Genomic DNA, 5,589 nt, shown 5'->3' with positions numbered 1-5,589 from the left:
ATAGCGCCCCCGTTCGCTGGCAATCATTTTCACCGCCGGATGCTCGAGCGAGGTGGTGCCGTAGCAACCCTGGGCCTCGCGCGCCTTGTCCGGCTCCCAGCGGCTCTCCACCGTCAGCACCGCCAGCTCCTGGCCGCGATAGGTGAGCAGCAGCCTGTCGCCGACGCCAATCGAGCCGTCGTCGGTGTCAAAGACAATCGGCAGGCCAAACAGCAGGCCACTGGTGGTGCGGTGGGTCGCCACCACGGCGTCGTAATCCTCCTGGTGCATGAAGCCACGCAGGGGCGAGAAACCGCCCACCACGAGCAGCTCCACATCGCAGGCGTTGCGATCGCTGCACTCGACACTGCGGCTGATCCCCAACTTGATGGGCTCCCGCTGCCCGGCAGCCACCATCAGGTTCACCAGCACCCCCCCGTGGGGGGCAATCAGGCCCGCAGAGCTGGCGGGAACTGGCGTTGTGGCATTGATAGTGGAACTAATAGTGGAATCAACAGCGGTCATGAGATGGTCTCGTTATCACTCAGGCCTGCTCGAGGCGGCCGAAGAGCTGGCCGACGATCTTGACGTCCACCACCGCCTTGGTACCCATGTCGGAGTCGGAGGGCTGGATGGCGGTGAACACGCCGGCAAATTCGCCGGTGGTTGGATCAACCTTGGTGATCGAGAGGTTCATGGTGCCGGAACCATCCACATAGCGCTTGACGGTTTCACCGGTGAATTCATCACCGGCAGGCACCAGGCCCATCGCACTGCTGTAGCCGGTGGTGAGACCGCGGCCCTTGGGGTCAAGAAAGTTGCTGGTGCGGTAGCTGGGAGCCCGATAGGGACCTTCGAAATCGGTGCTGGTGGTGAGGGCGGTGCCGTCGGCACTGGCCACCAGCTCCTTGCTGGAGAAGGTGAAGGGCACCTCCTCACCACCAGGCAGGAGCACGGTGATCGGCTGGAAATCGATGCCGCCCAGCTCCTTGAAGGTGAGGCCGTCGGCGCCCACGGTCAGATCGCCATAAACCTGATCGAGGCTCGAGGTGAAGCGGGTGAGGATCTTGCCAGCGACAAACTGGGCCTCCTGGCGCTTGTTGGCGGGCTCGCCCTTCACATACACCTCTGCTGGGTGCATGCAGATCTCGCGGAGCTGATATTTCGCGGAGGGGTCGAGGGTGATTGAACCGCGGGCCGAATCCGGCAGGGTCGGGCAGTCGTTGGCCAGGCCGGTGTTGTGGATGTCGTCGTAGGTGAGGTTGGCGCGATCCACGGCCTTGGCCCCACCGCTGCAGGCGGTCACCAGGGTCAGGCACAGCGCCAGCACGAGGGCCAGCAGAGGACGAAAACGCATGGGAGAACGCCGCAGATACGGCGGTTGGGGACTGGGCTGGGGCGGATCCTACCGGTGCAAAACCCTGATTCCCCGTACGATGTCGCGGCTCTCAACAACCTGTATGCGAGCGAGCCTCGCGAGCGTGGATAGACACATCTGATGGGCCTGACGACCAGCCAGCAGCAGCGACTCACCAGCCAGCTCGGCCAGCTCGAGCTGGCTGGGGAACTGGAGGGCCAACCCGAATCCCTGCTCGCGCTGCTGCGCCAACTGGAGCAGCTGCATCGCTCCGTTCAGGACGGGGCCTTCCGCAGCAGCCTGCCCAGCGACCGCAGCCAGCTCTTCAGGCTGCTGGAGAGCATGGAGCGCAGCGGCGGCTGGCCCTACATCCCCCGCCCCCAACTGCGCAGCTATCTGGATCAGCTGCAGGCCCAGCAGGCGCCCCCCCCGGCTACTACGGCCGCAGTGCTGTGAGCAACTGCTGGGCAATCGCCAGCTTGGATGCGCTCAGGAGCTGCTGCTCACCCTCTGCGCCACCGCCGGTCCCACCGCCTGCGCCACCGAGCAGCCAGCCCTGGTTGGTATCCACGGCGAAGCCGGCTCCGGCCTGATCGATCGGATTGGCAAACAGCAGGTCGCAACCCTTGCGGGCCCACTTGGCCCGGGCGGCGGGCAGCACGTCACCCGACTGGGCCGCAAAGCCCAGGATCCTCTGGCCAGCGGGCCTTCTCGCCACCAGGCCCGCCAACAGATCCGGCACGGCCTGCCAACCCGTGCTGAGCTCGGCCGCCAGGTCGTGCTTGCTGAGTTTGATGTCGAGCGGCTGCTGGCGGCGGTGGTCGGCCACGGCCGCCGTCATGGCGATGGCATCGAAGCCGGGTTGGAGCCGCAGCAGGGCCTGCTCCATCTCGGCCGCCGTCTGCACGGGCTCGCAGCAGAGGCCAGCGAGGAGCTGGGGGTCTAGGGCCAGGGGGCCATGCACCAGGGTCACCTCTGCCCCCCGGAGCCGCGCCGCCTGGGCCAACAACACCCCCATGCGGCCGCTGCTGGGATTGGTGATACAGCGTGCCGGGTCAAGGGGTTCGCGGGTGGGACCGGCCGTCACCAGCAGCCGCAGGCCAGACCAATCGCGCCGCCAGCCCCAGAGCTGCAGGCATTCCAGGGCCAGCAGCAACTGCAGCGGCTCGGCCATGCGGCCATCCCCCTGGCGGTCACAGGCCAACAGCCCCGGCGCCGGGCCCAGGGGCAACACCCGCTCAAAACTTTCCAGCAACTCCCAGTTGCGGCGCACGGCCGGAGCCGCCCACATCGCCGTGTTCATCGCTGCCGCCGCCAGCACCGGCGCTTCGCAGGCCAACAGGGTGCTGGCCAGCAGGGTGTCGGCGAGCCCGTGCACCCAGCGACCCAGGCTGGTGGCACTCAAGGGCGCCACCAATACCAGCTCCGCCCACTCGGCCAGCTCCACATGGAGGGGGCGGGATGCCTGGTGGCTCCACTGGTCGCCGTCGAGCAGGCAGGGATTGCGGCTGAGGCAGGCCAGGGCCACCGGGCTTACCAGCTGGGCCGCCGACGGGGTGAGCAGGCAGCGCACCTGGGCACCGCGCTGCACCAGGGCGCTGACCACCAAGGGCATCTTGACCGCGGCGATGCTGCCGCTGATGGCCACCAAAATGCGGCGACCCGCCAGGGGGTCAGTTGGGTCTGGCTCAGTCTTCATCAAAGGGTTCCTGATCCACCAGATGCACGTAGGGGCGTGCCAATTCAGGCTTGTGAATGGCCAGCGCACGCATCAGGTGCCAGTCGTCCAAGCCGTCGAAGGCGCTGGGATAGTCGTCTTCCTCGAGGCGGCGAGCCAGCTCGGCGACTGAGGCTTCATCAAAGGCGGCGAGCCGCTCCGGGGTGATCGACGCGCTCATGGCAAGGAAGTGGCGGAGATGTCGGAGATAATGGCCAAGGAAAGCTCCGAGGAGCCCGAATTAGGGGATTTAGCTCAGCTGGTAGAGCGCTGCGATCGCACCGCAGAGGTCAGGGGTTCGAGTCCCCTATTCTCCACTTTTATCGCCAACCCCGCTTTGAGCAGGCAGCATGAACTGGCAACCTGACGCCGAGGCCCTGCTCAAGGAGGTGCCATTTTTCGTGCGGCCGGCCGTGCGACGGCGAATCGAAGCAATGGCCCGGGAAGCGGGGATTGGCGAGGTGGATGGGCCCTTTTACGAGCAGGCCAAAGCTCAATTTGGACAGACATGAGCAGGCGATGGGTTAAAAGGGTTGATTAGTCAACGGCCATAGATGTCGCAGTCGAAGCGCGAACAGGTGGTCAGCCACCTGCGGTACATCCGCCAGGAACTCCGCGAGATGCACCAGGGAGTGATGGATGACGGCCTGCTACCTGAGGCCGGCGAAGTGCGGGGCGTCATGGCCCAGATGGAAGCTCTGCTGGAGTTGCTGGAAGGCAAGGCCTCCCGCAAAAAAGACGGCGACAGCTGAGGTTCTGGTCGTCAAGGCCCCCAGGGGACGCTCTGACAAACGTCTGCTGCCCATTGAACAGCCCCGATCCAACCGCTTTGGTTCTGGGGTCCCCATCACCCAGCCCGGGCCTCGGCCACGGGCTTTTTTATTGGATTCCCCTATCTGTGGTGGCAAGAGGCTACCCAAGCGCCAGAAATGGTGTAGATATGGTGTGGCAGGGCTCGGGCCGGGTGATGGGGATCACCACCGTTCGCTTCCCTGCCACCCTCTTTCCCTGAGGTCTCCGCTGATGCCGGTTCAGCCGTGATCGCCAGACCCCCCGAGCGGCCCTACCAGCAAACCCGCTTCCAGGAACGGGTGGCCCAGGCCAGGGCGGGCTTGGAGCGCTGGGCGGCCAATCCCTGGCGGCGGATTTCGCTGCTGCTGATCGTGTTGCTGGTGAGCTTCAGCATCGGGGGCGTGGTGGGATCAATCACCGGAGCCTTCTCCCAGCTGGATCCCCTTGGGGCCCTGATCTGTGTGGTCGCCATCGAACTGGCCATTCGCGCCCGCGGGCCCCTGATCCGGCGCAGGGGTGACGACCTGGTCTTGCAGCTGATCGACATGGCCCGCATCGGGCTGCTCTACGGCCTGATGCTAGACGGCTTCAAGCTGCTCTGATCAGGTCCACTTGATACCAGCGGCTCGGCTGCCGCCAGCAGATAGAGCAGGGCCATGCGAATCGGGATGCCGTTGCGCACCTGCTCTTCCACTAGGGCCACCTGGGGATCATCCAGCACCGCCCCGGCCAGTTCCACGCCTCTGTTGACCGGCCCCGGGTGGAGAACGGGCACGGGGCGGCCGCAGAGGGTGAGGCGCTCAGCGGTGATGCCGAAGCGCCGGTGATAGCTATCCAGGCTGGTGAGCAGGTGCTGATGCATGCGCTCCTGCTGAAGGCGCAGGGTCATCACCGCATCGGCCCCGGCCAGGGCCGCCTCCAGGCTGCGCTCAACCCGCACCGGACCCCGCATCGCCACCGGATCGGCCGCCTGGCCTGGCGGGGGGGCGGCCACAAAGTCAGCGAAGGCATCCGGCAGCAGGGTGGGCGGGCCGCAGAGCACCACCTCGGCGCCGCAGGCGGTGAGGGCCCAGAGGTTAGAGCGGGCGACGCGGGAGTGAAGCACATCGCCCACGATCACGATGCGCTTGCCCCGCAAGGCCGCGGGCGTGGGGGCTTCAGGGGCGAAGTGGCGCGCCAGGGTGAACAGATCCAGTAGCCCCTGGCTGGGGTGGCTGTGCAGGCCATCGCCGGCATTGAGCACCGCCACCCGCTCACCGGCCCGGTCAAGGTCGACCGCCAGGCTCTGGGGCACCCCGGCGCAGCGATGGCGCACCACCAGCACGTTGGCGCCCATGGCCACGTAGGTGCGGGCCGTGTCGAGCAGGCTCTCGCCCTTGCTCAGGGAGCTGGAGGAGGGCGAAAAGCTCTGCACATCGGCCGAGAGCCGCCGGGCCGCCAGCTCAAAGCTGCTGCGGGTGCGGGTGCTGGGCTCAAAGAACAGGCTGGTCATCAACCGCCCCTGCAGGGCCGGCAGCTTGCGGGCACCGGCCACCGGCAGGGCGCGAAAGCGCTGGGCCAGGGAGAGCACGGTGGCGTAGTCGTCCAGGGAGAAGGCCGCCAGATCGAGAACGTGACGGTGGCTCCAGCTGCTCAAGGGATGCGGCGGCTCACGGAGTCAGGGTAGGCCCAGCCGACAAACCCCACAGCCCTATTTTTTAAGGTAATCCCCCTACCAAGGCAAGGCCTCGCCATGGCTGAATCC

General features: G+C 66.5%; 8 protein-coding genes, 1 tRNA gene and 1 pseudogene. 5 read left to right on the top strand and 5 right to left on the bottom strand.

From position 1 onward, the window contains the following. Both KBZ07_RS15410 and psbO read right to left on the bottom strand, forming a co-directional pair. Window positions 1-504, bottom strand: a pseudogene (locus KBZ07_RS15410) (sulfate adenylyltransferase); the annotation flags it as partial. 19 nt (window positions 505-523) lie between these two features. Continuing rightward, a complete protein-coding gene (gene psbO / locus KBZ07_RS15405; protein ID WP_254932434.1) occupies window positions 524-1,336 on the bottom strand; it encodes a photosystem II manganese-stabilizing polypeptide in 813 nt (270 codons plus the stop codon). Window positions 1,337-1,477: 141 nt separating this feature from the next. On the opposite strand from psbO, the gene KBZ07_RS15400 reads away from it, so the two are divergent. Further along, window positions 1,478-1,792 carry a hypothetical protein gene (locus KBZ07_RS15400; protein WP_254932433.1) on the top strand — a complete coding sequence of 105 codons (315 nt, stop codon included), beginning with the start codon at window positions 1,478-1,480 and terminating at the stop codon, window positions 1,790-1,792. Here the strand turns inward: KBZ07_RS15400 and coaBC are convergent. Both coaBC and KBZ07_RS15390 read right to left on the bottom strand, forming a co-directional pair. Next, window positions 1,773-3,035, bottom strand: coding sequence for a bifunctional phosphopantothenoylcysteine decarboxylase/phosphopantothenate--cysteine ligase CoaBC (gene coaBC / locus KBZ07_RS15395; protein ID WP_254932432.1), 1,263 nt, complete (start codon window positions 3,033-3,035; stop codon window positions 1,773-1,775). The genes KBZ07_RS15400 and coaBC overlap by 20 nt on opposite strands. Further along, a complete protein-coding gene (locus tag KBZ07_RS15390; RefSeq protein ID WP_254932431.1) occupies window positions 3,025-3,234 on the bottom strand; it encodes a DUF2555 domain-containing protein in 210 nt (69 codons plus the stop codon). Before KBZ07_RS15390 ends, coaBC begins: the two co-directional genes overlap by 11 nt. A 63-nt stretch (window positions 3,235-3,297) precedes the next feature. Here KBZ07_RS15390 and KBZ07_RS15385 point away from each other — a divergent pair. The 4 genes from KBZ07_RS15385 to KBZ07_RS15370 all read left to right on the top strand — a co-directional run bounded on the left by KBZ07_RS15385 (window position 3,298) and on the right by KBZ07_RS15370 (window position 4,447). Further along, window positions 3,298-3,370: transfer RNA gene (locus tag KBZ07_RS15385), tRNA-Ala, on the top strand. Window positions 3,371-3,403: 33 nt separating this feature from the next. After that, a complete protein-coding gene (locus tag KBZ07_RS15380) occupies window positions 3,404-3,565 on the top strand; it encodes a PCP reductase family protein (RefSeq protein ID WP_254932430.1) in 162 nt (53 codons plus the stop codon). A 42-nt stretch (window positions 3,566-3,607) separates the two neighbouring features. After that, on the top strand, window positions 3,608-3,805 hold the full coding sequence (locus tag KBZ07_RS15375; protein WP_197147917.1) for a hypothetical protein: 198 nt from the start codon (window positions 3,608-3,610) through the stop codon (window positions 3,803-3,805). 285 nt (window positions 3,806-4,090) lie between these two features. Then, window positions 4,091-4,447 (top strand): DUF565 domain-containing protein, encoded by a 357-nt coding sequence (locus tag KBZ07_RS15370; RefSeq protein WP_254932429.1) that lies wholly within the window; start codon window positions 4,091-4,093, stop codon window positions 4,445-4,447. Here KBZ07_RS15370 and KBZ07_RS15365 read toward each other — a convergent pair. Then, window positions 4,411-5,481, bottom strand: a complete 1,071-nt coding sequence (locus tag KBZ07_RS15365) for an aspartate carbamoyltransferase catalytic subunit (protein ID WP_254932428.1) — start codon at window positions 5,479-5,481, stop codon at window positions 4,411-4,413. The two genes, KBZ07_RS15370 and KBZ07_RS15365, sit on opposite strands and share 37 nt — an antisense overlap. Window positions 5,482-5,589 lie beyond the last annotated feature (108 nt).

It is taken from the genome of Cyanobium sp. BA20m-14 (assembly GCF_024346295.1).
The sequence above is the reverse complement of the archived record's forward strand: the minus strand, read 5'-3'. Positions and strand labels throughout refer to the sequence as shown.